We start from the raw sequence: 26,072 nt of genomic DNA, 5'->3' as shown, positions 1-26,072 counted from the left end.
TAATCGTTATTTATCGTCTGAAAACCAGCCTGTTGGTCCTACAGCAAGATTTATGTTAATTTGTTTCACTTCTTGGAATTCATCTAATCCAAATGTTCCAAGGCTTGAACCGATGCCACTTTGTTTATATCCATGCCATGGCGCTTCGTTGTAAGTTGGTCCATAAGCGTTAATCCAAGTTATCCCAGCACGTACTTGTTTAATTACTCGCAGTGCTTTTGCTCCATCTGAAGTAAATACGCCGCCGGCAAGACCATAAATTGTGTCATTTGCCAGTTTAATTGCTTCTTCTTCATTTTTAAACTTTTGAATAACGCCCACAGGTCCGAAGATTTCTTCTTTTACGATCCTCATCTCTGAAGATACATTAATGAATACGGTTGGTTGAACAAAGAATCCTTTATCTAAACCATTTTCCGTAAGACGATTTCCACCACATGCTAATGTTGCGCCTTCTTTTTTACCGATTTCGATATATTCTAGAATAGTATTAAGCTGTGCTTCACTGACAATGGCACCCATTTCAGAACCTTCTTCTAATCCTGGTCCTACGTTGATATTTTTGGCGCGTCTTACGAACTCCTCAACGAATTGATCATAAATGCTTTCTTCAACAATAATTCGGCTTCCAGCAGAACATACTTGACCAGAGCCATAAAAAATACCTAATAATGCATGATCAACAGCAGCTTCAAAATCAGCATCAGCAAATATAATATTTGGTGACTTTCCACCTAATTCAAGGGAGATTTTTTTCAAATTGCCTGCAGCGTTACGCATAATGCTTCTTCCTACCTCAGTGCTTCCTGTAAATGACACCATATCTACATCAAGGCTGGCTGCGATAACCTCGCCAATTACAGAGCCTTTTCCTAATACCAAATTGACTACACCTTTAGGGACACCAACCTCTTCTATAATTTCAACTAATTTCGTCGCAGTTACCGGAGTTACTTCAGCTGGCTTATACACAATCGTATTTCCAGCTGCTAACGCAGGAGCAAATTTCCAAACACTCATTAAGAATGGGAAATTCCAAGGAACAATTAACCCTGTAACCCCTACTGGTTCACGTACTACCATCGTTTGCATTGGATCGGCAACATGGTATGTTTGTCCATCTGGAGTCCTAATTAGGCCGGCATAATAGCGGAAACAAGAGGCAGCATCACTTATATCAATATCAGCCTCGGCTTTAATTTTTCCATTATCTTTTACCTCAAGATCTACTAGTTCATCGTGTTTTTCATCAATTTTATCAGCAATTTTCAATAGGTAATGAGCACGTTCTTGTGCACTTAGCTTAGACCATACCCCACTTTCAAACGTTTCTTTTGCCGCTTTGATGGCTTCTTTGGTTTCTTCAACTGTTGCTCTAGGAGCGATCGCAATTAATTCACCATTTGCCGGATTAATTACCTTATTGGAATCTGGATTACTAGAAAGTCTCCATTCACCATTAATAAGCATCTTTAATTCTAATACTTGAGTGGTTGTTGTCATAAGAATTGCCTCCAATTTTATACGCCTCAGCGTTTTTAGATACCAAAGATGAAAATTATGAATCTATTACAGAAAAAAGTCACTATTATAGTTCTAAAACGAGCTCTTTTTCAAGTTCTTTTGCTCTCGAGCAACAGGTTAAAATAACTTTCTTCGTACGTCTTTCTTCATCTTTGTAGAAGTGATCTCGATGATCAACCTCACCTTCAACTACTTGTACTTCGCAGCTACCGCATCCACCTACCTTACAAGAATAGGGAGCTTCTATCCCAGCTTTTAATAGGGCTTCTAATAACGTTTCTTCTTCAGAAACTTCCACCTGATTCCCGCTGTTCGCTAATTTTACAACAAAAGGATTTTTCGCTCCTTCATCAGTCGTGGCAAATAATTCAAAATGAATGGAATGACTTGGGTAACCGTATGAGTCCGCTGCTACCTTGTATTCTTTCACCATTGAAACGGGTCCACAGAAATACACATGTGTGCCAATCCGATGTTCCGCCATGGTTACAGGTGTCATTCTAGTAGGATTTTCTGTTCTTGAAAAATAGAAGTGACATTTACCGGGATATTTTGACTGCAATTCGTCATAAAAAGCACAATCTTCATTCGTTCTTGCAGAATAATGTAATTCAAATGATTTTCCTTCTGCTGTTAAATCCTCCATCATGGTCATAAATGGAGTAATACCGATTCCAGCTGCATAAAATACATGATGTTTAGCTCCTTTGAAAGCCAGCGGGAAATGATTTTTAGGCCAACTGATTTCTAAATGATCGCCCACATTGATCTGATCATGCCAATAAACGGAACCACCTCTTGAAGCGTCATCCTTCCGAATGGCAATTGCATATTGAGTACGGTCGGTTGGATGGCTGACAAGAGAGTAATTTCTTTCAATAACGCCATTACCGCTTTTTACAAATGTAGCGATATGGGAACCACCTGTAAATGCAGGCAGTAATTCTACATCAACCGGATACAAGTGGAAGCGCCTTACCGTTCTTGTTTCCTGTACTATTTTTCCTACGTAAACTTTAATCTTTCCGAATGCTCTCATAAACATCACTCCCATCGTTATGACTTTAATTCTACTTTTTACTTCTCATGTAACTATTAAATTGATGTTACGAAAGCTGGGTTGTAAGGATATCCAATATATCCTTTTCGCTCTATGGAGAAGAAAGGACCAATTTCTAAGCTGATTTGGCAATGGCAACAAATTGTATCTGATTCTTTAGGTTCAACTTCCTGTAGATGATAGCATTTCATACAATAAACATATCGTCTCTTCTCGCCAGAAATAAGTGTTTGAATTCCATCTTCTGAAAACCCAGCCTCAATCGCTGAAGAAAAAATAGGAACCGCATCCTCCCATTTAGCTGAGATATAAAGTTGTGTCCCCATTTTTTGACGATCAAACACTTCGCTAATATTTTTTAATTGTAATTCATCATTGATTTCGATAAGTTCATATTCTTTTTGGTCATTTATTTCGTTCGTAAATTGTTGGATTGTTACTGCTTCTCTTGGTTCAGCAGAAATAATAAGTAATTTTCTCCTATCATGTCTTACTGTGAATTTTTCTACAATTGTTTCTGATTGATCAAATAATACTGGGCTGTTGTATACCACTTTACATACCTCCAATCATTGCACGCTAGTTAGTTTGTAATTTTACTTTTTCAACCAAGTTTTTCAAATATTCTACAGTAGGTTCGATAAATGGGGTAAATCCTTTATAATCAGCCATTGGTTTAGGAATATCCGAGAGGATAGAGTAGGTTTGTTCAAGCCATTCTGGTTTTAATGTCAAATCTTCCATTGGCAGGAATTGAGTATTTAATACGAACAAAATCGCATTACTTCTAGGCATACGATAGAAAAATTGTTCTTCTACACGAAGTCTTACTAGTTTACCGGCATTTTCTGGAGTGACTAGAGAGCGTGTTGGTCCCCATATATCATATGTTTCATAATTTACATCCCAACGGTTTGCCATCAAATTCCAATTGATTCTGGTCCATGGCTCACCTGGTAAAACATTGCGTATTAAGAAATTACGAACTCTTTCAACTAGCGGTACACCTGTGCGTGATACAAATGGTACCGGTCCATGAATTTCGTCAAAGGACATTCCTTTATTCCAGTGAGGGGAGAATAAAGCTGCATAGGATTCTTGAGCAACTTCCAAATAAAGATTGTCATCCCGAAGAACCATTAATACAAAGTCAGTGGCGAAATGACGGCCAACTAGATCAAGCGGCTCTAGCTCGATGCTAGATTCATCACCAAATTTGAAAGATTCCGTTTCATTTAGGATTAAATTATGAAAAGTCCAGTAATTACCATTTTTTTCAACTTGGAAATGCTCCGGGTAGCGTTCAACCGCCATATTAATCAGCATTTCTGCTACTTCCCATTGCATTTCCATGGTATGTGGATAGGATTGGAATCTTACTTCAGGTTGTTCATTAAGTAATTCCCTTTTTCTTTTTATTTGTTTTTCATATTCTGGTGTTATGACAACACAATTTTGTTCATGCTTTTCAAGTTTTTTTAAGTCATTTGAATAACGGTAGTTGGTACCTTCTTTAATGTTTCGAAAAGGATATGGAAATAAATCCAGTTTAGTAGATTTGTACATGAAAAATTCCTCCTTTATTTTTTGAACAATAAACTCACTTTTAAATTGAATAGATGGAAAATAATCTTATTTTACTTGCTGTTCATGCAATAAATCGTTCCAGTTCTATAGACCGCCTCTTTTCTAATCCTCTAATATAAACATTTGCAAGTTTTATGCCAGATTGAAAGTGTTCACAAAATAGCCACAATTCAATATTCTTTTAATTTTTTAGTATTTGTTAAATTCAAATTTGAATTCTTTATTCAAATATGAAATAATTCATTTTGAATAATCCCAAAATTTAAAAATCTAGCGAATGAAGGGGTAAATGTGTGATTTCCATGATTATGACTAATGATCAATTAATCCAAGCTTTTCAATCTAGTTTTCTATCTATTTACGATGAAATGATTGTCACCAATGTAAACGGAACGATTTTATTTCTAGGTGGAAAATTGAAAAACTTTTGGTCAACAAACACAACCTCATTGATAGGTAGAACATTTACTGAATTAGAGGAAATTTCATTTTTTGGTGCTCCCATTTTACAATTATTAAATAAAGAGGCACACTCTCTTCAATTAAAGGCTTGGAATGGCAGTACGATTCTCATAACCGTGTTCCAATCAAAGGATACTATGGAAGAGTTAATGGTATGGGGATTAAAAAGTATCTCCGATCCTTTAAGGAATTCCATTGAAATAAACGATGAGCCGGAAATAAAACACATTCCTTCAATGGTCGTCCATAGTCAGAAAATGAAAGATGTACTCCATACAATAGAAATGGTTTCAAAAGTTTCAACCACAGTTCTCTTATTAGGAGAATCAGGTGTAGGGAAAGAAATGTTTGCTAAAACCATTCATCAATTAGGTAATCGGGGATCTAAACCTTTTATTGCAGTGAATTGTGGTGCTATTCCGGAAAATTTATTAGAGAGTGAATTATTCGGTTATGTGGGCGGGGCATTTAGTGGTGCAAACAAAAATGGTGCTCCCGGAAAATTTGAATTAGCAAATGAAGGAATTATTTTCCTCGATGAAATTGCAGAATTGCCACTGAACTTGCAAGTTAAGTTACTGCGAATTTTACAGGAAAAAGAAGTCACACCATTAGGAAGTTCAAAACCGATTCATATTGATGTCCAAATAATAGCTGCAACGAATCAATCATTAGAAAAAATGGTCAGAGAGGGACGATTTAGAGAAGACCTATATTATCGTTTAAATGTAGTACCAATTGAAATTCCTTCATTAAGGGAAAGAACTGAAGAGATTCCTTACCTAATCTATCATTTCGTAGGAAAATATAATTCGTTATACCATAGAAACATCAATATTCTACCAGATGCTATTGATTTATTATGTATCTACGATTGGCCGGGAAATGTCAGGCAATTAGAGAATACGATTGAACGAATCGTCGTGACTAGTAAAGAATTGAATGTAGACTCAAGCTTAGTCTACAAATATATCCCGAAAAAGACTGCTGTAAAGGATCCTCCTATAATTCATCACATTATCCCGATGCAAGAAGCGGTGGATATGATTGAAGAACAATTGATAAAAATGGCGATCGATAAATATAAATCAGTTAAGCTTGCAGCAAAAGTATTGGATATTAGTCAACCTACAATGAGTAGAAAATATAAAAAAATCCGCGAGAAAATGCAACACAAAACTCTTTCACCTCTAAATAAAAGGAAGATACTAGAAGAACATTTAAATAAACAATTACGATCCATGGCGATTGTGACATCTACTGTCATTCTTCCAGAAGAAATCTTTGAATTAGTAAATCATAATATGTCGCCATCCAACCTGACGTATAAAAATGTTCAGAAAAAATTAACGAAAATACGTGAACAAGAAGGAATCATTGAGTGGGTCTATATTTTTAAAGCTTTAGATAATAATAAAATGCTAACGATTGTAGCAAGTGAAGATTTCGTCATTCCACCTGGGCATATATATGAAGGGCCTCCTGAAATGATGGAAGTTGCATTTGAGGCGATGGATGGGAAAGCAGGAGTCACTTCTTTATATGAAGATATTTATGGAGAATGGAAAACCAGCTTTGCTCCCTTAACGGACCATAACGGAAACGTTTTGGCCATTATTGGGTTTGATCATAGCAGATCATATATCGAAACCGAGTTAAAGAAGTTAGGGAATATGTTATAGGGTGTCCATAGCTGTTAAGAAAGAGATGAAATGAATTGAAATATAGAAAAAACAAGGCTCTTACGTTGTTAATATGTCCAACGTAAGAGTCTTGTTTGAATTTTATGGTAATAAATTTCTTCAAAAAACTGTATTTGGCAAGTAAAAAAATTATTATATATCTTTGTTGAGAGGCTCTATAGATTTCCTATAGATAAATATTTCGTTTCCAAGTAGGGTTCAATCCCTTCGAGCCCGCCTTCGCGGCCAATTCCACTTTCCTTCATGCCACCAAAGGGAATGTGAGCTCCGGATGGTGCCCCGTCATTCCAGCCGACAATGCCAAAGTCCAGATTTTCACTTAAATATGTGCCGGTTTTATAGTTATTGGTGAAGAAATAGGCAGCTAACCCATATGGAGTACTATTGGCAATCTCTACTGCTTCCTCTAAATGTTTAAAGGTAATAATCGGAGCGACCGGACCAAACGTTTCTTCCTGCATAATGTTCATATCAAGCGTAACATTTGATAAGACAGTAGGGGAGACGAAGAAGTACCCTTGTTCCTTATCGGCGTTGAATTGATTTCCAGCCAGGACCATTGCCCCTTTTTCAATCGCATCATTAATTTGGTCAACGATTTTGTTGAAACCCTTTTCGTTAATAATAGGTCCTACCTGTGTATCTTTATCAAGTCCATTGCCAACTTTTAAGTTTTTTGTTGCTTCTGCTAATTTGGCAGAGAAAGCCTCAACAATCGTTTCATGGACAATGATCCGGTTTGCACATACGCATGTTTGTCCTGCATTCCGAAACTTAGTGAGGAGCGTTTGCTGGACAGCAAAATCCAGGTCCGCATCTTCGGCAACGATAAGAGGAGCGTGCCCGCCTAATTCCATCGTTACGTGTTTCACCGTATTAGCGCTGTTTTTGATTAATTGCTTTCCGACAGGAGTAGATCCAGTAAACGTAATTTTACGGACGTGTTCACTGCTTGTAAAAAGGTCGCCGACCATCGAGCCAGAACCATTTACGTATTGGATGACATCAGTAGGAATTCCAGCTTCGTGGGCCAGTTCAACTAATCTAATCGTTGTTAAAGGTGTTTCGACTGCAGGTTTTACAATAAATGGGCAGCCAGCCGCCAAAGCAGGTGCTGCTTTTCTTGTCATCATTGCTGCCGGGAAATTCCACGGCGTAATTGCAGCCACTAAACCAATCGGCTGTTTAGTAACAGTGATTCTTTTTGTTTCAGAAGACGCAGGGACTGTTCTTCCGTAGATGCGTTTTGCTTCTTCTGCATACCAATCAATGTAGCTAGTGGCATAATCTACTTCACCGAGTGATTCACTCAACGGCTTGCCATTTTCCAATGTCATGATTTCAGCGATTTCTGCTTTATGCTCTTGAATGATTTGTGCCCAGTTTCTTAATAATCGGGAACGTTCATGGGCATTAACCTTTGCCCATTTTTTAAAGTTGTCATGCCCAGCTTTTAGTGCTTGCTTTATTTCTTCTTCTGTATTAATCCGGATTTCTTTAATTACTTGACCTGTTGCCGGATTCTTCACTTGTAATAGATCTGCCATTATATACACCATCCAATGTTTTTATGAAGATAGCCCGATCCTTCCAATATCGGACCGGGTGTCTCTAATTCTTATTCAAAAGCCTTTTCCAAAATCGCAAATCCTTTTGCTAATTCTTCATCTGTAATCACTAATGGGGCTAAGAAACGAATGACATTACTCTTTATGCCGGCTGAAAGGAGTAATAATCCATTTTCGTTTGCATATTTGACAATCTGTGATGTTTTCGTCTTGTTTGGTTTTTTGCTGAAGCGGTCTTCCACTATCTCACAAGCAACCATCGCACCCAAACGGCGAATATCACCTACAAAATCATGTTTTATGCTGAGGTCTTGTAATTTCGCTTCAATTTTTTGCCCAAGGATTTCAGCTTTCCCCACTAAATTTTCTTCTTCCACAATATCAATTACGGCTAAAGCTGCAGCACAGGCGACAGGACTCCCCGAATAAGTACCGCCAAGTTCACCGGGATCTGCAACATTTAGGATTTCTGTTTTCCCGACAACACCACTTAACGGCAGACCAGCCGCTAACGATTTTGAAACCGTAATTAAATCAGGAATTACATCAAAATGTTCGATGGCAAATAATTTGCCAGTACGGCCAAATCCAGTTTGAATTTCATCAGCTACAAACACAATTCCATTCTCCTTACAGAAACGGCTCACAGCTTGCATAAACTTTTTCGGTGGAATAATAAAACCGCCTTCGCCTTGAACAGGTTCCATTACCACACATGCTACCATTTCCGGAGCAACTGTGGAGATAAAGAAATCTTCAAAGTCTGAAATGACCTGATCCACATATTCTTCTTCTGTCATCCCGGCTGGTTTATGATACATATAAGGAAATGGTGCTTGGTAAATTTCCGGAGCGAAGGGACCAAACCCATATTTATATGGCTTTACCTTGCTTGTCATGCCCATTGTTAAGTTGGTTCGTCCATGGTAGCCGCGGACAAACGAAACAACCGCGGGTCTTTTCGTGTAGCGGCGGGAAATTTTAATCGCATTTTCTACTGCTTCTGCACCTGAGTTAAAGAAAATCGCTTGTTTGTCAAATTCCCCAGGGGTGATTTGGCATAACTTTTCAGCAAGATTGATATAACTTTCATACATGATAACGTTGAATCCAGGATGTAAAAACTTATCTACTTGGATCTTGACTGCTTCGGATACTTTAGGGTGACAGTGGCCTACATTTAACGTTCCAATTGCACCTGCAAAGTCAATCCATTCATTATTATCAATATCTGTTACGGTTGCCCCGGAGGCATGCTGGGCAAAGTTTAAATTGCCATTGCTTACACCCTTTGGGACAAATTTTTTTCTTTTTTCCTGTAATGCTGCAGTTTGTGAATAAGAGACTAGCATTCTGATCGCTCCTTCAATAATTTTCTGAATTATAGGAAAAGTATCCCATGGATCTGGTATAATGAAAAGTACCAAAATCGAAAAAAAATAGGTACCAGATTGGGAGTAATAGAATGTTCATACTGATCGATAAACAGAGGGATTCTAATTATATTTACCAACAAATATACGAAGGGATCAAAGAAAATATTTTAACAGGAAAGTTAAAAGCAAATGAAAAGCTTCCTTCTAAAAGGTCATTAGCCGAACAATTAAATGTCAGTATTAATTCCGTCAGCTTTGGCTATGAACAGCTGCTTGCTGAGGGGTATATCTATACGATTGAACGAAGTGGATACTTTGTTGAAAATATTACTGAGTTTATTGAACAAAAAAAGCATTGGAAGCAAAAGCTACCAAGTGAACTAAAGGAGGAGCCTGTCAACAAAGATGGGTGGCTTTCACTGTCCCATATGGCATCAGATACTTCTTTATTTCCTTTTAAGGAATGGCTAAAGTGTCAGGAGAAAGCAATTAAATCGTATAAAAGAGAACTTTCAGAAATGTCTTATTCCCAGGGGCCTTATGTGGTGAGAGAGACTATTTGCCGAATGATTGCTTTGACTCGGGGAGTGGAATGTGAGCCGGAGCAAATCATCATTGGGGCAGGAACACAGTTATTGGTAGGTCAATTGATGGAAATGAACAGCAAAGGAACAGTTGTTGCTATTGAGAACCCGGGGTATGTCCGCTTTCACCAGCTCCTGAAAAAGATGAATTTAACTGTTCACCCTGTTTCATTGGATGATCAAGGTATTAACATGACCGAGATTGAGTCAGTAAAGGCAAATGTGGTGTTTGTTACCCCGTCTCACCAATTCCCTACAGGAAAAATCATGCCAATTTCCCGACGAATCGAGCTGTTAAACTGGGCAGCACAACGCGAAAACAGATACATTGTTGAAGATGACTATGATAGCGAATTTAAATATGGAACAGACAATATTCCATCCTTGCAAAGTTTAGACCGAAACCAAAGAGTCATCTACATGGGGACTTTTTCAAAAACAGTGTTGCCAGGTTTGCGGATTAGTTATATGGTTTTGCCACCTGAGCTCATAGGGGAATACAGGGAGTATTATTCAAACTTCATCCAATACAGTAACTCACTTATGTTATTCACGTTGAAGCTTTTCATTGAAAGCGGTGAATATGCACGACACGTAAAACGGATGAACCATCAGTATGATACACGAAGAAAATTGTTAATTGCGGAGCTTCAACAGCGTTTTCAAGAGGAAATCGATATTGAAGATGTTTCGGCAGGCCTTCATTTTCTCGCCCATTTTCATACGGGGAAAGGGTATCAGGAAATAGAAGAGCGCGCGTTACGGTTAAAGCTAGAAATCTATTCGATGCGGCGGTTTATGCTAGAAAAGAGCGTTAATTATGAAAACAGGATTAGTTTAATATTGGGATTTGCTAATCTTAGGGAAGAAAATGTAGCCGGGGCTGTGGAGAGATTGTATGATGTTTTTCATTAAATGTAGCTATTAAATATTTGGAAATCTTTATTTTCGGGTTTTACTTAATTTTAATTAATAATCACATTTACATTTAGCACAGCCTAGTTATTAAAAACTGCATCGGACTAATTGTTCGAATACTATATCATGCGGTAATGGTGCCATGCTTGGTGCCCAAAATGTTTAAATTATAAATCACTAGAAAATACTACATAGTACAAAAGCTTGATATATCAATACTTGAGAATATATAAAGATACTAAAAAAACAGGTGCCAGCAAACTTCAAAACTGCTTGAGACCTGCGTGACAGGTCTGGTGGGTTCGATTACCACGCAGTCCAGCCAATACTGACTTTCTTGTCAAATGAACAATTTCAAACACCCGCAGTCTTTTGGTAATTATTATTGAGTCTGTGTGAGTCCGAGAATACAAAACTGTGTGAGTTCAGAACCTTCAAATACTACTTATTTGGAGGTTTTTTTGTCGTGAGAAAAGGAACAAGAAAACATGGTCGTGTTACAGCAACTAAAAAATCACGGAGTCGTATTCGTAATCGAGAGGATAATCTGCATTACTACTCTTTGGGAAGAATTCCTTCTTAGTTAGCGTCAGGCCTTCTTCAATGTGGCCTGGCTTTTTTCGTATGAACGGTTGCAATTTTTTCTCAAGTTTCACAGCTTTTCTACATGCTGAATAAACTAGTTTAATGGAAGCTTATTTAAAAAGGCAGGGTGGAGGGAAAGAGCTTGAAGATATACCGAGTGAAAGGGTCGCCAGATAGTGTAATGGAATTGTTGGATAAAATTAGTGAGCTTGAAGCTTACATAACTCAAAGTGTAGCGATACAGTCAAGAAATAGGAATCAGGGAAAACAATCTGAAAAAGGAAAATAAGAAATTTCTAAAGTTGTCAGCGAATGAAGTATTAGAAAAAGTTGATTATGATGAAGCGGTTAATGAAAATAGAAATGTAATAAAAAAGCTACAATCAGAAATTCTTGAAAAGAAGGATATGTTAAAACTATACACAAAAAGTACAGAGATGGTTGAAAAGCCCAAAATGAACTAAAGAAGCTAATAAATATAAATGATATAACCCCGGAGTTACTTCATAAGCTTATTCATAAAATTAAGCTGAAGGGAAAAAAGCATCTTATTATGCACTACGGTTTTTCTAACCCTTTTCTGGTCAATGGAAGTAGTGACCAGTTTACGACACATATGTATATAGAAACAATGTTGGCAAGTTGGTGGCAAACTCTAACATTATGCCACAACTCCACCTTATTAAACCATTTATGGATGAAATAATATCCTTTTAAATCAACGTTTTCATAACTAAACTGTTATAATCAGATTCACTTTACTTCCTTGACAGGGTTGTGGTCACAGGTTCACCCTTCATAGAACATAGTTATTAAGACCCTGATATTATCAGGGCCTTTTTTTAATTTTGTTGCTAAAAACTTCTCCGATGATTATTGTTAGTAGGATTTTTACAATACCCCAAATGATAAAGGCATTTTTTAAGGATTCCTCAAGTTTTGATTGATGTACTTCCTAATAACTAGTTTTATCAGGTCATATAGGTCCTTGTTGACCTACATGACCTAAAAGATATCAATAAAACAGCAGATTTTTTTTTTGTGATTCTAGTTTCCTTTTGTTTTTTGCCGACAGAAGTCCTAATTATATTGCGGATATGATTTTCTGATCTTTCTATTATCATCTGCCGCTCAGTAATTGGCTGCCAGTGCAGAAAAAAATAGGTAGGTGTTTTTGGTGCCATGCTAGGTGCCCAAATTTTTAAAATTAGAAATCACAAGGAAACATTAGAAAACAAGAAACCTTGATTTATCAGTACTTGTGCCGTGTGTTTTTCAGGTTGTGTTGGAAGGACAACTGGCAATTCCTACATTATAACATCCAATTTTTCGCAGGATACAATAAAGTCCCCTAATCTACCATGGTATCCCTTTAGTCAACAGGAAATATGAATAATAATATTGCTAAATTTGTTGGAAAAAATCCAACTGTTTAATAATTGGGGTGGTAAGTATACTTAAATAAATTAGAGTAGTAACTAGGTTGATTCGATGAGTAATGAAAGGATGAATAAACAAATAATGAGTAATAGATTGATTATTGGAATGGACGGCGGAGGAACGAAAACAAGAGTCATGGTCAAAGAACGACCAGATGGAGAAACGCTATTTGATCAAAATTTTGGGATGTCTAATTATAATAACATCGGAGTAGAAGGTCTTAGGCAAGTATTTTGCGAAATTTATGAAGCATTGGTCTCTGGTTTTCAAGAGCGACTGCAAGATGCGATTCTCGTACTAGGTTCTGCAGGTGTCGATCGACCGAAGGATGTTGAAGTCTATCTGTCTGCATTAAAAGAAGGCGGATTCACTTGCCAACTAGAAGTAGTGAATGATGCAGAAATTGCCCTTGTTGGTGGCAACGGAGATCGAAAAGATGCTTTGATGATTGCTGGAACAGGTTCCATTGTTGTGGGAATTGACTCAAAAGGAAAAATCGTACGCTCTGGTGGATGGGGTGGATTGATAAGTGATGAAGGAAGCGGTTTCCAAATTGGTCGACATGCGATTGCAGCTGTAATGCAAGAGTACGACAAAGTTATTGCACCTACATCATTTACAGAAAAGTTGCTCACTCATTTTCAGTTGACTTCTCCAGAAGATTTTATGGATTTATTATATTTGGAAGATACGCTACCCGTTGACAAGGTAGCTTCATGTACACCATTTATTCTAGAAGCATGGGCAAAAGGAGACGAAGCTGCTCGTACGATTGTTGAAGCAGAACTAGAGAAATTAGTCCGTTTAGTCGTTGGAATCAGTCGACAAATGGGGTCAGAAAAATTCCGTCTCTCTGTTGCAGGCAGTTTGTTGACGAAATCAACAGATTATTTGGGTACGTTAAAAGAGAAGTTACGTGTGGTTTTACCACAAGTAGAGATTTCTGCACCACTTTATGATCCAGTATTTGGTGCCATCATAATTGGTGCGGGGGTACAAGTAAATACAAATTAATAATAGTAAGGAATGACGACTTTATATGCGTGAAATAGGAATTAGTGTGTATCCCAACTTTTATCCAGTAGGTCAAATCAAAGATTATTTGGAAAAGGCCAATTCGTTTGGTTTTAAAAAAGTATTTGTTTCTCTGATTTTAAATAATCATGGTTTTGAAGGTGCTCACGATGTAAGTGTGAACACTTGGAAGGACATACTGAGGTACTGTAAAGAACTTGGTATGACTGTATCGGCTGATATGAATGATGAGGTTTTCAACGAGTTGGGCTGTACATTAAACGATCTTACAGCGTTACAAAATATGGGCATCACTAAACTCCGTATTGATGGAGGTTTTACGAGCCAAGAAATGGCACTTCTTTCAAAAAATCAACAGGGGATTCAAATAGAAGTAAACGCTTCGATGTCCTCTTCTGATAATCAGAATGGAGGCGCTTTACGTGAGTATCGTGAATTTTTAGAAACGGTAGAAAAAGAAGGAAATATTGGTCAACTAACCGCTTGTCACAATTTTTTCCCACTACCAGATACAGCATTGTCTCTTGGGGACATTCGCCCAATTAACGACTTGTTTGCCTCATTTGGTGTGCCAGTCGGAGGGTTTATTGCATCGCAACTTTCGCCTAAAGATTTGCACTACTTAGGTCATGGGGTTTGCACGATTGAAAAACACCGCTTTTTGCCTTGCCATATTGCAATGCTAGAGTTATTTGCAAATGGTTTTGATGATGTGCTAATTGGTGACTCGTTTGCCGATCTTTCAGAGCTTATTGAAATGTCGAGGTGTTACAAACAAGATTATATAGAGATTCCAGTTGTATTCCATCCGTTTGTTTCTCAAAATACAAAAATGCAAATTCAAGATTCAGTCCTCATTTCAAGAGTGGATCAGCCTGCAAATCTAATCCGGGCGACTGATACGAGAGGAATGGAAGTGCCTCCTTGCTTCTGTGCACCAAGGGAAAAGTATACAATCTCTGTTTTAAATAATAGAAGTGCTCAATATGAAGGGGAAGTGCAAATCTCATTGAAAGATTTAGGACAATCGGTGGAGCACAATGTCATTGGATTTGTTCATCCGTTTGCCAAAGATTTATTACCTTATATTTTAGCAGGCAAAAATAAATTTCGGTTAGTAGAATATAAGTGAAAAATTTCCATGGTAAAAAATGATTTTAGACTGTATTTTGTTGTTTTTAATACAAGGTTATAAAACGTGAATGAAACCGGAGGTGATGGAATGGTGAAAAGCGCCATTATTCTTGCGGCAGGCAAAGGTAGTAAAATGTTTCCTTTCAACGCGGTACGCTCCAAAACAACAATAAAAATCGCAGGGAAGCCATTAATCCGCTATAACATTGAATCCATTGTGGCAATGGGAATAGAAGAAATTGTTGTTGTCGTTCATGAAGAACATCAAAGAGAGATAGAGAATCTTTTATCAGATATAGAAAACATTAAATATGTAAGTGATCCAACAAATTTCGGAAGTGCTGAAAGTCTAGTAATAGGAACTGAGAATCTCTCGGATACGAAGGACGTTTTAGTCCTCTATGGGGATACCATCGTTGAACAAAAGGATTTAGAGAACTTAGTGAATTCTGCAAAGCCAGCTGTATTGTTGAAAAATTTAGAGGAATCCTCAAGAAACTGGATTGGTGCGAGTATTGAGAATGGGTTCGTTCAGTCGATCGGTGCCCATTATCGTGGGAACAGCATTACCCACCAATTTGCAGGATTTCACTTTGACGACACACTTTTAGATTATGTGAAAAGAACTCCAGATTATTTTCCTGATGTAAAAGTAGGTGTAGGTGTTCCAAAGGAGAGATTTATTGAAGCCGGACTTCTGAAATCGCTTAATCAAGTAAAATTGACTGCTATCGAATGTAGTGGATATTTCTTTGATATTGACAAGCCTTGGCATATGTTAGAGGCGAACCAATTTATGGTGGATTATTTTTGTAATGCATTACAAGAGAACCAACTAGCAGAAGGTGCGACAATTTCTACGAATGCAACCATTCATGGCCATGTAAAACTGGGCAAGAACTCCTCAATTGGGGACCGAGTTGTCATTTACGGTAACCTGATTGTGGGTGACAATACAATCATTGATAATGGAGCCATTTTTAATGGCAATGCTGTGATTGGTGATCATACAAAAATTAGTAATTACTGCATCATTTACGATGGAGTATCGATAGGATCGAATTGTATATTCGACCATTGTGCAGAGTTCCTTGGTGGAATGGTGATGGATAAGGTATATCTTTACCATTATGGCGAGTTTTATGGTGCAATTGGCAGTCATACGGATATCGGAGCAGCAACCGTTTGCGGAACATTACGGTTTGATGACGGAGAAACTGAGCACGTTGTAAATGGACGAAAAGAAGTACCGTTACATTTTTCAAATGCTGCTTACCTTGGTGACTATTGCAGAACGGGCGTAAATACGATTATTATGCCTGGTTGTAAAATAGGCGCTTATAGTGTTCTCGGAGCTGGTGCAATCATAGATAAAGATATCGAAAAGAATAGTCTTGTTTTTGTGAAGCAAGATCTAATTATAAAAAAATGGAGCGAAAATAAGTACGGGTGGTAACAAATCAATATAAGGAGTAATAGTTATAATGGAGAGTTATTATCAATATGTGACAGCAAATCTCGAAAAACTGTATACGACACAGATTGAAAAAATGGGTGAAGCAGCCACATGCATTTTTGAAGCACTCCAACATGGAGGTCGCTTTCTTGTTACAGGTTCAGGTCACTCCCATATGTTTGCTGAAGAATTTTACGTAAGAGCGGGTGGATTTGCACAGGTCTCGCCTATTTTACCGAATGAGTTTTTTTTACACGATCATCCTTTAAAAAGTACTGTGATTGAACGGATAGAAGCCTATGCAAAAGTTATCTTTGATTTATATAAAATTACCTCAAAGGATGTACTTGTCATTGCTTCTAATTCAGGTAGAAATGGAATGACGGTTGAACTTGCAAAAATGGTACAGGAATGCGGTACAAAGGTCATTGCATTTACAAATCCGATTCATCCTGCAGGCTCAAAATCCAGACACAGTAGCGGAAAATATCTTTGTGACTTTAGTAATGTAGTTATTGATAGTTGTACTGGACCCGGGGATGCTGCTTTTTATGTTGAAGAAGCAAACACAGGTATGGGGGCAACTTCTACGATGGCGGGAGCTTTTGTTGCTCAAACCATTTCTATTTTGTTAGCAAAAAAATACCATCAAGCTGGACTGAAACCTCCTGTGTTTAAGAGCTCTAATGTTGATGGCGGAGAAGAATGGAATAAAGAACTTTTTGCGAAGTATTATGGTGTGTAATTCAGCCCCATATCTGTTACTAGCATAGTGAATAGGAGTTTAATGAGAAAAGCGTTCCAGGGCCATGGGAACGTTTTTTTGACTTATACGAAATTTACCACGTACTGGGCATAGAGGAAACTTTAAGGGATAAATAAGTTTTACTTAACAAGTATGAAGAAACGCTAAATTTTTAAACAAGTAGATCTATGATAAGATTCGGTCAGGTCATCTTTAAAAGTCTTGAAAGTGCTTATTTAGCTTCAAATTGCTAGGTATGTTGGAAAAAATCAAACTGTTAAATATATTTGGTGGAAAGTAAACTTAAATTAACTAGAGTAGCATCTAGAGTGACGAGGTAATGTATGCGAAGAGATCTAATTTTGCAATATTTGTATCAAAAAAGCAAAACACTTACATCACATGAACTTGAATCAGAATTCGCCATTTCAAATCGGACATTACGAAATGAATTGAAAGAATTAAACGTTATTGGTGAAAAGTCTGGATTTGTTATTCAGAAAAAACGTGGTGAAGGATTTTTACTTCATGTAGTAAATCAAGAAATGGTTCAATCGTATCTGAAAGAAATGAAGGGAGCTTTAGCCCCGGATTTACCTCGTGTTCGTGTAATCAATATCATTATGCTCCTGCTTCAAACGACTGAGTTTCAAACCATTGATATGTTTGCTGAAAGCCTAATGATAAGCAGATCGACAGTTTTGAGCGACATGGTTGAAGTTGAAAAACTAGTTAGGATTTTTGATTTAAAAGTAGAAACAAAATCACGTTACGGTGTTCGTTTACTAGGTGACGAAACAAATTTTAGAAGGGCGTTTTCCTATTTCTTAAGTCAAAAAGAAACAGGATTGTTAAAGAAATCTAATTATCTAAATTTCGAGAAAGCGTTTCCTTTTGAAGAAATTAGAACTGTTTTGAGTGAAGAGGTACAAAACAATCATTTGAAATTGAGTTATTTTGCACTTGAGAACATTTTAGGACATATTCAAATACTCTCGTTTCGAGTAACTCAACACAACTTTATATTGCCTAATCAGGAAAAGAATTTAGATGTATCCCTGATCAAGCCATCGTATATGAATATAGCCAAGAGAATTTGTGAAATCCTTTCTGAACTATATCATGTCTTACTACCAGAGAGTGAGATTATCTATCTTGCTGCACATTTAAGTGGTAAATCGAGTGTGGATGATATTGAGGAACAAGAAAAGAATGATTTGAAACAAAAACTAAAGCAGTGTTTGGAGAAATTAGATCAAACTTTCTTGACACAGTTTACAGGTGATCAGCAACTTTTGGATAACCTTTTGATGCATATGTATCCCTTGTTAAGAAGGTTATATTTCAATTTAAAGCTTTCAAATCCATTGATAGATGATGTATACAGTAGATATTCCGATGTCTTTATGATTGCATTAAAATTTTCTGAAATGATAAAGGAAATATGGGGATTCGAACTTTCTAGTGATGAAATGGGATATCTTACAATGCATTTTGCAGCCCATATGGAAAGGGAGAAGCAAAAACAATTAAGTTCCTACAAAAAAATTCTACTATCGTACGGATCAGGAGCAGGATCGGCCGATTTACTAAAAATGAAACTCGCAACACTTTTCCAGGGGGCAACAATTGAAATCGTTCTGTATAGTGACCTTCAAACGGTTCATCTAGAAGAATATGATTTATTAGTTTCATCCATTCCAATTCGTTTTGACAATAGTTCTATTCCGTATATTCAAGTAGGACCAATATTATCTGAAACGGATATCCAGAGAATTCGTCGTACGCTCACAAGGTACCCAGCGAGTAAAGTTAAGGAAAATGTGCCATCACTCTTATCTCTGTTTCATTCAGAATTGTTTTATATAGAAGAAAGTAGAGAGTCTTTTGACTATAAAGCTTTCATTAAAGAAAAAGCAAAAAGAGTTGTTGAACTGGGTTTTGCAACACCTGACTATCCTGATTTGGTTGTCGAACGGGAAGAAAAAATATCGACGATTCTTCAAAATGGGATTGCAGTGCCACATGCATTAAAAATGGTTGCTATTCAAGATTCTGTAAGTGTTGTGATATTTAAGAATCCACCAACTTACGATGGAAAGGTAGTACAAATACTTTTTTTAATTAATCTACGTGCTGGAGACTTGTTTTTACACAAGGAGTTAAGTCGACTAGTTTTACAGTTAATGGATCATCCCGAGGCGAAACAGAGAATTCTGAAGTCAAATAACTTCAATGATTTTCAGTACGAGATTTCTAAAATATTATTTTGCTAGACTTGTTATGATTTGTTCCTTTATCGCAATGAACAAAAGAGTTTTGTAAACGAGGCTCGATAGAAGGAACAATAATATAAAAACTTTTGAAACACCATTACTTAAGGGGGTTGATAGCAGAAGGGGAATGAAGGGTTTAGAATGTATTGTTAAATCTATGAGTTAGAAAATTGATTCGAATATATTACTTTGGAGGAAGATAAATGAAAAGAAGTAAATGGCGTTTTAGTAAAACGGTTACGACTGCTGCTTTAGCTCTTTCAATGGTTGCAGGTAATTATAGTAGTTTAGTTGTTAAAGCTGCTCCTACTGTTTCAACTCAAGCTTTTAATGTAAAAAGTATTTCAACTGCCAGAAGCATTTATATGAATACTACACAAATCACTCACGCAAAACCTACTGGTTTAGATACATCAAAGCCAGTAAAATGGACAACTTCTGATCCTTATGTTGCCTATGTTGATAAGGTTGGCAATGCAAACGGTGATCACAGCGGAAAGATTTTAGGGGTAACTGGTGGTACAGCAATTATCACTGGTACTGGTGTGGATTTTAGTGGTGCTGCTAAAACAGTGACGATCACAGTTACTGTAGCAGAAACACAAGATAAAACGTTTTTAGATAAGTTTGTTTACTATTATGCTGCGAATGATCCAGCGATCCCTGCAGAACTTAGAGATTCACAATTGCAAACAACAAACATTCCCACGGCTCCAGAAGGAAAGACATTTCCTTCTAAAAACTATTTAGGATATGTTGATGGTGATGACGGAGTAAAATGGTTGGTATCCAAAGATACTTTAATGATGTCTAGTGGCAAAGTCGATCTTACTTCGAGTGCCCCTATGAATGTTACTTCTGGTATCGTGTCGGATGCGGTTACACTTTACGACCCAAATCTTTCTTCAGCCGATCAAATTCAATATTTACAAGGCGGAAGATATATTCCACAAACGGGTACTTCTCAACCAGGAACGAATGCAGTCGAGGTTATCACTAACATCATGCCTGACGGCGACAATGGACTTTGGGTGTTAGGTTCAGCCGGAAATGCAACACATATCGCTAGAAAACAAGTTTCATTGATGAGTAAGGCATTGCTTCAAGAGGAAATTTCTAGGAATTTTACTGACCGCTATGGCTTCCAATCTGGTAATATGAGTTTTACAAATCAAGCTGAAATGATGAAAGCGTTGATGACTGCGGACACAGATGCAGCACGTGGAAACTATGACACGGATAACGATGGTCTTTGGACTACCATGTACGCTTCAGGTGAAATCTGGAGATACAACTACATGAAAAAAACATTCGGCGAATCCGATGAAAGAACAAAAGATGCGAAAGCTTCTGCTGTTCGTGCAGTCGAGTCGATCGTAACGCTTGGATATATCTCTGGTATGCAATTAAAAGTACCTTCCAAGAATAACGTGAACGATGTGGTTTATGTGGTAAATTCGTTGGGTGGAAATGTGAAAACGGTTGAACAAGGTAAATTATGGCTTAAAACGAATGAAGCGAAACCAGTTTTCGTTGATGATAATGGTAAGTACACGTTAACAGATACAGGAAAACCTGCTTCTGCTGGTTTCTTTGCTAGAACATATAAAGTAGATGGTTCGAATAATGGTGCTACCATTGCTGAAGCAAAAAGTTTTGATACTGCTTGGCTTAAAAAGAAAGCAGGAACAACGACTGATATTACAGGAAAATCGGTTAACTACTCTGTTCCTGGACAGTTTAAAAATGGTCAAGCAACGAATGTAAAAGCTTATGATACCGTTGCAATACCTACACGTTTAACGAAAATTGTAAATGATCAAAATCCATCATTAGATGAAGATACAAAAGACCTTGATTCAGATAAAGTTTATTACAAAGCAACTACTTCAACGGATGAATTAGTTGGACACTACTTCGCTCTTGACCTTGCATATAATGCATTCAAGGATAGTGACCCTGAATTAGCAGCTATTATAAAGAATGATTTAATCAACCATACAAACAGCGTAATATTGAACAATTATTACCAAATGAGTATTACTGGAGAAAACGCACTCGAAGCTCGCTACAATGGAGTTGCTCCAGGAAATGGATTGAATGCTACTTCTTCGCCAACAAGATGGGGGAACATGAACCCTGAATTCCTTGATGGTGTTCCAAGTGCATGGGTAGATGGTGACTATGAAGACGGTCCTCTAAACGCAACACTAGCATTGCAAATGCTTGTCACTGCAAGAGATATGGGGAATTATACTCCAGCTGAAAAAGAAGCGCTTGAGGCACAAGGTATCCATGTTATTGCACCACTTGATTACGCAAACGAATACAAAGTGATGACAGGCCAGGAAGTTTCGACAACTGATACAACCCATAACGATTATGAAAAAAGGTATCCGAAGTCTTATAACTCAACATCGCTTCTAGATATGACAAAGCAATACGTTTCAAGATACTTTGGTATTTCTGCGCATAACGGAGACGATATGGGGGTAAGCGGTGTTTCTTACGACTCGTATATGAACTATTCTGATGAAGAAGAAGCTGCCCTTTCATACTACACGCTATCTCACCATGCGGAGAAAGCAACTGCTCCTGCAATCTTATACGGGATGAAGCAATGGTGGTATAACGAAAAACGTGAGAAAAATCCATTTATGACAGAATTCTATGCAGCTTCTCTAGGTGCATTGAAAGCTAAAGGATTCGATATTGGGGACGCAACCGTTGATCGTGCAGGTTCAGAATGGGGAATGAAACGCATTCCAAACAACTACATGAACTGGGATGTCCTTTCTGCAAACAGAAACGACGTGACTCATGAAGCTGGTGACTTAATGGTTGACCAACTAATCCCACGAGATGAAGTAAAGATGTCTAAATACAATACGAATATTTTTGGAACGCATGAAAGAAGAACCGTTGATTCTGGTACAAGCAATACGTTGGAATCTTCAACAGTCATTTCTATGCCATACTGGATCACACAGAACCCAGAAGATGCGAATTATATTGCTGACTTAGGTTCAAAAGTTACTGCTCCAGTTAACAATGGAACAGAAAGTTTAACTTATCCAACAAACATTGCAAAATTGAACCCGAACGCCAAATATGATGCAGACTCACATACTTTTACCATCAATGTAGGTGATTCAGTTAAACTTGATGCAACAGCTAAAGGTTATATTAAGAACGTATCTTGGTTAACAGATGCTTGGACTCAAACAGGATATGTTAACGGAGTACCAACAAAGATTATTGCAGACAGTAGTAAAGCAGATGTCATTGACTTAAGAGCATTAGCAAATTATAAAGAAGTTGGAAATGTAGACGCAAATGGAATCAGCGTTAACGGTGATCACTATGGTGCTTACGCAACGGGTTTAAAACCTGGAACGGTTACTGTAACTGGATATGTTATTGACGGATTCTTTAGAACTCCTCAAAAAGTAACATACACAATCAACGTAGTTGATGCAAAGAACTCAGCAGAACTAATTGCACCAACTTCTGTAGATACAGATACATTTGCTTACCCAACTTGGTTGAAAAAAGCAATGGCTTCAACTGACTTAAACACAGATGGAAATCAACATGTGGAGGTTACTTTTGAGTCATCTTCTCCATCTGATGTGGTAGTTGATTCGGAAACTGGAGCGGTTAATTATATAACTGACCAGCCAGCTACTATTATGGCAACAGTAACTTACTCAGCTGTACAAATAGACGATTCTCCTACTTTTGCAAACGATAGTCATATCATGACTTTTGAAAGAACTGTTTCAAGGGATGCGGTACAAACAGTTTCATTTGATTCAAATGGCGGTTCTACAGTTGATTCAGTAACTGCAAGTTATAAGGACCCTATTGTTGCACCAACAACACCAAGCAAAACAGGTTACACGTTCATTGGTTGGTTCAATGATGCCGTGTCAACAACTGTACCATTTAACTTCGGTGCAGGGGTAACAGAAAGTGTTAAGTTAACTGCTCACTGGAAAATCAATAGTTATAACGTGGCATTTAACAGTAATGGTGGATCTACCGTTACTACTAAAAAAGCAAATTACAATACTGTAATTACAAAACCTGCTAATCCTACGAGAAAAGGATTTGTCTTTGTTGGTTGGTACAAAGATGCAGCGTTTAAAACAGCTTGGAACTTTACAACTGATAAAGTGACAGCAAATACAACACTTTACGCAAAATGGAAAGTTGGGTCACCAACAGGTCTAAAAGCGTCGAAAGCAAGTCCGACTTCAATTAAGTTAACTTGGACTGCAGTAAATGGTGTTTCTGGCTATGAAATTGATCGCGCATCAGCAAGCAATTTCACAAGCAAAGTGACGAAAACAACCACAACAGGAACATTTACCGCTACTGGACTAGTTAAAGGTAAAACTTACTACTTTAAAGCTCGTGCTTACACTGTTGTTGGTAAGGTTAAAGTTTACAGTAATTACACAACAGTTGTACCATTCAAACTTTAATAATTAAATGAAATGAACTGGTGCACCTAGAAAACTTTAGTATTTGCAAAAGCTCATTAATATTATTCCTAAATTAAATAAAAAATGTTTTAAAAGGATCTTGGTAGAAGGGGAATTTCCTAATTTACCAAGATCCATAAAGGAGTGAATCATTAAATGAAAAGTAACTTTTTTGAAGAGAAATTTCTACCGATCGCTTCAAAAATAGGTAATCAAAGACATTTGCTTGCCCTACGTGACGGTATTATGTTTGCCATGCCGCTTATGATTATTGGTTCTATTTTCATCACATTGGCATGGTTAGAAGTAGAAAAGTACCAAAACTTCATGGCTAGTATTTTTGGAGATAATTGGAGTGCGTTTGGTGATGTCGTATATAATGCTACACTAGGTATCCTTACGATAATTGCGGTTTTTGGTGTTGGTTATTCTTTAGCTTCAAGCTATAAAGTCGACAATAAAAACATTGATGGTATACCAGCAGGTGTTCTAGCTTTATCAGGCTATTTTATTATCAGCTTTTTAAGTAATTTTAAATTAGGTAAAGAGCAAGTATCCGCATGGTCTCCTGATCTATTTACTGCACAGTATTTATTTGTTGGGTTAATTGTTGCCATCATTACAGCTGAAATATATCGTTTCTTCTTGCAGAAGAAGATCATTATCACTTTACCAGATACTGTTCCACCAACAGTAGCGCGTTCATTTACAGCACTTATTCCTGGTTTTGTTATTATTGTGTTATTTTTACTCATAAGACTTGGATTTGCGTATACAAGTTGGGAAAACTTAGCCACTTTTATTAGAGAAGTTGTTTCAAAGCCATTCACTTTAGCGGGGTCAACTTATATCGGTACGCTTATCGCGTGTCTCATGGAGCACTTTTTATGGTCATTTGGGATCCATGGTTCATCAATCATTACAGCTTTCATGGAGCCAATTTGGATTCAAAATTCAGACGCAAACTTACATGCTGTTAAAGAAGGTTCAAAAGTTCTACCGCATATTGTTACTTATTCTTTCTATGAGAATGGTATTTGGATGGGCGGATCGGGGGCTACTCTACCAGTAGCAATCTACATGTTGTTCTTTGCAAAATCGAATCTACTGAAGAAAGTCGGAAAATTAGCAATTGGTCCATCTATCTTCAACGTAAATGAACCAATTATGTTTGGTCTTCCAGTGGTATTAAACCCATTCTTAATGATTCCCTATATTTTGGCACCAATCGCCGTTTTAACTATCACTTATTTTGGAACAGATTTAGGGATTTTCCCTTATACAAACGGAACAATGCCTCCTTGGACAACACCATATTTCATCAGTGGTTATCTTATGACTGGTGGTAAACTAATGGGTGTTGTCATGCAATTGGTTGCCTTTGCAGTCGCCTTTACAATTTGGTTCCCATTCATTAAGATGTGGGATAAGAAAAATTTAGAAATGGAGAAAGCTAATAATTAATTAAGGCGTGTCTTCTTTAGGGGTGTCAATCTTTTCAAGTTTGACACCCATCATGTTCGTGGTGAACATGATGGATCCAAATAGACGTCTTAATTTTTAGCGAATACTTATTATGGATACCAAAAAGAAATTATTTACTAAGTTTCGATTAAAAAGAATGGCTGCTTTTGTTATAGATGCGGTGATTGTCTTTATCCTACTTTCAATTATTTACCGAATTACCGGATTTCCAAACTTTCCTGGAGTCTTAACAAGGATGATTGAAGTTCAAAAAATAATGAGTGAAGCTGCTAGTCAAGATGCTACTGTACAGGTAATGGCTCTTTTTAATGAGGCCTATCTCCAAACGCTGATTATCTGGTTTTGTTATGATTTCTTAACAACGCTTTTATTCAGGGGAGCTACAATTGGGAAATTGATCTTTCAATTAAAATTAACCTACCTCAATAACAAAAAAGGTAAGCTTGCTTATGCATTATTAGTGGTTGTTAGGAGTTTCATTAAATTTTTAACGATGTTTCTTTTTCAAGGCATCCCATTCTTGATATCTATTATAAGTATATTTGCTAATCCCAAGTCATTAGCTGCACACGATCGAGTTGCTCGATTAGTCGTTGTTAATAAAAACGACGTCAAAAAAGCTGAATAAAGAAAGAGGAAATAAT

At 37.2% G+C, this 26,072-nt stretch carries 18 protein-coding genes; 12 read left to right on the top strand and 6 right to left on the bottom strand.

The features are described from left to right. Positions 1–6 precede the first annotated feature (6 nt). The 4 genes from RCG22_RS06270 to RCG22_RS06255 all read right to left on the bottom strand — a co-directional run bounded on the left by RCG22_RS06270 (position 7) and on the right by RCG22_RS06255 (position 4,150). On the bottom strand, positions 7–1,503 hold the full coding sequence (locus tag RCG22_RS06270) for an aldehyde dehydrogenase family protein (protein WP_308106203.1): 1,497 nt from the start codon (positions 1,501–1,503) through the stop codon (positions 7–9). 85 nt (positions 1,504–1,588) lie between these two features. Next, on the bottom strand, positions 1,589–2,563 hold the full coding sequence (locus RCG22_RS06265) for a PDR/VanB family oxidoreductase (RefSeq protein WP_308106202.1): 975 nt from the start codon (positions 2,561–2,563) through the stop codon (positions 1,589–1,591). Between the two features lie 56 nt (positions 2,564–2,619). Beyond that, positions 2,620–3,138, bottom strand: a complete 519-nt coding sequence (locus RCG22_RS06260; RefSeq protein ID WP_308106201.1) for a hypothetical protein — start codon at positions 3,136–3,138, stop codon at positions 2,620–2,622. 25 nt (positions 3,139–3,163) lie between these two features. Continuing rightward, on the bottom strand, positions 3,164–4,150 hold the full coding sequence (locus RCG22_RS06255) for a heme-dependent oxidative N-demethylase family protein (protein ID WP_308106200.1): 987 nt from the start codon (positions 4,148–4,150) through the stop codon (positions 3,164–3,166). Positions 4,151–4,473: 323 nt separating this feature from the next. Between RCG22_RS06255 and RCG22_RS06250 the strand changes: the two genes are divergently transcribed. Continuing rightward, complete coding sequence (locus tag RCG22_RS06250) at positions 4,474–6,315, top strand: sigma-54 interaction domain-containing protein (RefSeq protein WP_308107101.1); 1,842 nt, start codon at positions 4,474–4,476, stop codon at positions 6,313–6,315. A gap of 176 nt (positions 6,316–6,491) precedes the next feature. Here the strand turns inward: RCG22_RS06250 and RCG22_RS06245 are convergent, their stop codons facing one another. Beyond that, positions 6,492–7,883 (bottom strand): NAD-dependent succinate-semialdehyde dehydrogenase, encoded by a 1,392-nt coding sequence (locus RCG22_RS06245; RefSeq protein WP_308106199.1) that lies wholly within the window; start codon positions 7,881–7,883, stop codon positions 6,492–6,494. A 71-nt stretch (positions 7,884–7,954) separates the two neighbouring features. Continuing rightward, complete coding sequence (gene gabT, locus RCG22_RS06240; protein WP_308106198.1) at positions 7,955–9,256, bottom strand: 4-aminobutyrate--2-oxoglutarate transaminase; 1,302 nt, start codon at positions 9,254–9,256, stop codon at positions 7,955–7,957. A gap of 113 nt (positions 9,257–9,369) precedes the next feature. On the opposite strand from gabT, the gene gabR reads away from it, so the two are divergent. From gabR to RCG22_RS06185, 11 genes are all read left to right on the top strand, one after another. After that, a complete protein-coding gene (gabR, locus tag RCG22_RS06235; protein WP_308106197.1) occupies positions 9,370–10,779 on the top strand; it encodes a MocR-like transcriptional regulator GabR in 1,410 nt (469 codons plus the stop codon). A 730-nt stretch (positions 10,780–11,509) separates the two neighbouring features. Further along, complete coding sequence (locus RCG22_RS06230; protein ID WP_308106196.1) at positions 11,510–11,656, top strand: hypothetical protein; 147 nt, start codon at positions 11,510–11,512, stop codon at positions 11,654–11,656. Positions 11,657–11,669: 13 nt separating this feature from the next. Continuing rightward, positions 11,670–11,831 (top strand): hypothetical protein, encoded by a 162-nt coding sequence (locus RCG22_RS06225; RefSeq protein WP_308106195.1) that lies wholly within the window; start codon positions 11,670–11,672, stop codon positions 11,829–11,831. Positions 11,832–12,888: 1,057 nt separating this feature from the next. After that, positions 12,889–13,821, top strand: coding sequence for an N-acetylglucosamine kinase (locus tag RCG22_RS06220; protein ID WP_308106194.1), 933 nt, complete (start codon positions 12,889–12,891; stop codon positions 13,819–13,821). A gap of 25 nt (positions 13,822–13,846) precedes the next feature. After that, complete coding sequence (locus tag RCG22_RS06215) at positions 13,847–14,974, top strand: MupG family TIM beta-alpha barrel fold protein (protein ID WP_308106193.1); 1,128 nt, start codon at positions 13,847–13,849, stop codon at positions 14,972–14,974. Positions 14,975–15,064: 90 nt separating this feature from the next. Then, a complete protein-coding gene (locus tag RCG22_RS06210) occupies positions 15,065–16,432 on the top strand; it encodes a nucleotidyltransferase family protein (RefSeq protein ID WP_308106192.1) in 1,368 nt (455 codons plus the stop codon). A 28-nt stretch (positions 16,433–16,460) separates the two neighbouring features. Beyond that, positions 16,461–17,177, top strand: coding sequence for an SIS domain-containing protein (locus tag RCG22_RS06205; protein WP_308106191.1), 717 nt, complete (start codon positions 16,461–16,463; stop codon positions 17,175–17,177). A 344-nt stretch (positions 17,178–17,521) separates the two neighbouring features. After that, positions 17,522–19,453: a BglG family transcription antiterminator gene (locus RCG22_RS06200; protein WP_308106190.1), complete on the top strand. Its 1,932-nt coding sequence runs from the start codon at positions 17,522–17,524 to the stop codon at positions 19,451–19,453. Positions 19,454–19,656: 203 nt separating this feature from the next. Then, positions 19,657–23,943 carry an InlB B-repeat-containing protein gene (locus RCG22_RS06195; RefSeq protein ID WP_308106189.1) on the top strand — a complete coding sequence of 1,429 codons (4,287 nt, stop codon included), beginning with the start codon at positions 19,657–19,659 and terminating at the stop codon, positions 23,941–23,943. A 156-nt stretch (positions 23,944–24,099) separates the two neighbouring features. Beyond that, on the top strand, positions 24,100–25,407 hold the full coding sequence (celB, locus tag RCG22_RS06190) for a PTS cellobiose transporter subunit IIC (protein WP_308106188.1): 1,308 nt from the start codon (positions 24,100–24,102) through the stop codon (positions 25,405–25,407). A gap of 112 nt (positions 25,408–25,519) precedes the next feature. Continuing rightward, complete coding sequence (locus RCG22_RS06185; RefSeq protein ID WP_308106187.1) at positions 25,520–26,056, top strand: RDD family protein; 537 nt, start codon at positions 25,520–25,522, stop codon at positions 26,054–26,056. Positions 26,057–26,072: the final 16 nt, after the last annotated feature.

Source organism: Neobacillus nitrireducens (assembly GCF_030915405.1).
Classification (GTDB): domain Bacteria; phylum Bacillota; class Bacilli; order Bacillales; family Cytobacillaceae; genus Neobacillus.
The sequence above is the reverse complement of the archived record's forward strand: the minus strand, read 5'-3'. Positions and strand labels throughout refer to the sequence as shown.